Source organism: Sporichthya brevicatena (genome assembly GCF_039525035.1).
GTDB lineage: Bacteria > Actinomycetota > Actinomycetes > Sporichthyales > Sporichthyaceae > Sporichthya > Sporichthya brevicatena.
Map to the genome: position 1 here is coordinate 1 of NZ_BAAAHE010000043.1, position 2514 is coordinate 2514.

Genomic DNA, 2514 nt, shown 5'->3' on the forward strand with positions numbered 1-2514 from the left:
CTGGCTAGGCACTTCCGCGTTTAACGCGCCGAACTCAACCGCTCACACGCGAAATGTCGAGGTTAGGAGGACGGTGCACCATGTTGTCCGTGGCCTCTGGCGCTCACTGTGGTTTCAATCGAAACCTCTATAGCCCCTGCGGTCGCGGTGACCCCCTGCAGTTCATGCCACGTTTCATGCCACGCCGGGTTCGGCTTGGTGAACTCTTCCACCCGGGTCAAGCGCGACCTCGGACGTCGTGATCTGGGGTTGACCCGCCGTGACGGACATCCAACCTGTGGGGCTTCGGCCTCGAGAGGATGCCCATCATGGAGACCATGGCGAAGAAGAAGCCGCGGCCTCGTCGTTCGTTCACTCCGGAGTTCAAGGCCGACATCGTGGCGCGGTGCCAGGTCGGTGACCGTTCGATCGGTCAGGTCGCGAAGGATTTCGACCTGACCGAGACCGCGGTGCGGGAGTGGGTGCGACAGGCCGAGCTGGACGAGGGGACCCGCAGCGACGGGTTGAGCAGCGACGAGCGGTCCGAGTTGGCGGCGTTGCGCCGGGAGAACCGGCAGCTGCGCGAGGACGTGGAGATCCTCAAGCGGGCCACGGCTTTCTTCGCGAAGGGGACCCGGTGAACATCTACCCGTTCATCGAGGCGGAGAGAGCGCAGCAGCACGGTGGCGGCGGGAATGTGTCGCGCGCGTGCGAGCTGTTGAAAGTGTCCCGATCCGCCTACTACGCCCACACCGCCGCGCAGGCCGCCGGCGGCACCGCCCGGGCCCGTGAGGACGCGATCCTGCTGGAGCGGATCACCGCGATCCACGAGGACTCGGGCGGCAGCTACGGCGCCCCGCGCATCCACGAAGAGTTGGCCGAGGAAGGCCGTCGGCACGGGCGCAAGCGGATCGCCCGGCTGATGCGTGAGGGTGGGATCAGGGGCAGGACCCCGCGTCGGTGGCGCAAGACCACCATCCCGGATCCCGACGCGCAGGCGCGCCCGGACTTGATCGGGCGGGACTTCACCCCCAACCCGTTCGGTCTTGACCAGCGCTGGTGCGGGGACATCACCTACATCCGCACCTGGCAGGGCTGGCTGTACCTGGCCACCGTCATCGACATCGCCTCCCGGCGCGTCGTCGGGTGGGCCACCGCCGATCACCTGCGCACCGACCTGGTCGAAGAGGCACTGCGTCAGGCCGTCGCGACCCGCCGCCCGGCCGCAGGGGTGATCTTTCACTCCGACCGCGGCTGTCAGTACACCAGCGCCCAGTTTGCCGATGCAGCAAGGGAACTGGGCGTCACCCTCTCGGTCGGACGGACCGGGCAATGCTGGGACAACGCGCTCGCCGAATCGTTCTTCGCCACCATCAAAGGCGAGCTGCTCGAGCACCGCTCCTGGCCGTCTCACGCCGCCGCCCGGGCCGCGATATTCGACTACATCGAAGGCTGGTACAACAGCAAACGCAGACACTCCGCGCTCGGCTACCTCAGCCCCGCGGCCTACGAGAACACCGCCGCCCTCCAGGCGGCCTGACCGACACAACCATCGTGTCCGTCAAAGCGGGTCAGCTCCAGTGCGCCCGCTTGCTCGGGCGCTCCACGTTGAGCCACAGGTGCGGACATCCCTAGGGCTCGAATCGTGATGACCCGTCGGTCGCTCGTTGATTCAGTCGGCGGGCGTGACCTTGCGAAGCGCATCTAGCACGGCGTTGCCCATCTCCGTGACTTGAAACATCGGGGTGAGCACGCTGTCCCACGTGTCGTTCTTTCGGTCATCGAGTAGCCCCGCCCCGGCTAGCCCTCGGAGTGCCACGGCCACAAGTTCCGAGCGAAACCCGGCGTGCTCGAGGATCTGCTTCTCGTTCCAATACCGGGCCAGGGGGTTGGGCTCGTTAGCTGCTGCATCGGGGGCGGGCGTGCTGCACAGCTCAAGCACTCGAATGTGGTGCTCGCTCAGGCTCTCAAGCGACCCCATCAGGGCGGTCACCTCGTCCGCCAAGGAGGGCTGTCGGATCGCGTCCGCGAGGAATCCGGCGAGAATGCGGAGCACCCGATCCTGACCGCTGTGCCCGGCGGCCCACAGCACTCTGTTCGTCAGGGTGAGTAACTGCGGGTTCTGGTCCAGGTTCGCCTCGATGTCCTCGCGGGACATGTTCGTTTCTTGGACGACCAAGCGCAGGCACTCGCTGCGAGAGCGTGCTACCTCCAGTGCAATCTTCTCGGCGATGGGTTGGACCCAAGGGGCGAGCAGACCTGCTCCTGGGATCAGGGTTAGCCCGGCTTCGACAAACCGGCTGGCGTTCGTGCCGGGAGGGTCAGCAGCGTTCACGGCGACGAGCCTACGGGCCGATAGCTCCTGTTGCCCCAGTGTTGCCCCACCGCATCGGGGAAGGTCTTGGAAGGCGCCGATCATGCCCCTGAGCTGGGCGTTTATGGCGCCCCCGGGCAGATTCGAACTGCCGACACCCGCTTTAGCCTCGATCTTTCGTGAGGCTGTCGGTGTCGCGGGCTTGCGCGGTTGACCGAGGC

General features: G+C 66.3%; 3 protein-coding genes. 2 read left to right on the forward strand and 1 reads right to left on the reverse strand.

Annotated elements, in window-relative coordinates:
- The first annotated feature begins 308 nt into the window (after positions 1–308).
- Together ABD401_RS19930 and ABD401_RS19935 are read left to right on the forward strand one after the other, a co-directional pair.
- Positions 309–620 (forward strand): transposase, encoded by a 312-nt coding sequence (locus ABD401_RS19930; RefSeq protein WP_344608004.1) that lies wholly within the window; start codon positions 309–311, stop codon positions 618–620.
- Positions 617–1519, forward strand: coding sequence for an IS3 family transposase (locus ABD401_RS19935; RefSeq protein WP_344608006.1), 903 nt, complete (start codon positions 617–619; stop codon positions 1517–1519). The genes ABD401_RS19930 and ABD401_RS19935 overlap by 4 nt, the downstream gene beginning before the upstream one ends.
- 132 nt (positions 1520–1651) lie before the next feature.
- On the opposite strand, the gene ABD401_RS19940 is transcribed toward ABD401_RS19935, so the two are convergent.
- The gene (locus ABD401_RS19940; RefSeq protein WP_344608008.1) at positions 1652–2314 is read right to left on the reverse strand and encodes a hypothetical protein; all 663 of its coding nucleotides are present in this window, start codon (positions 2312–2314) and stop codon (positions 1652–1654) included.
- Positions 2315–2514 lie beyond the last annotated feature (200 nt).

Excerpts from the sequence above, each read along its gene's own strand:
- ABD401_RS19930 (WP_344608004.1), top strand. The coding sequence starts at position 309 with ATGGAGACCATGGCGAAGAAGAAGCCGCGGCCTCGTCGTTCGTTCACT.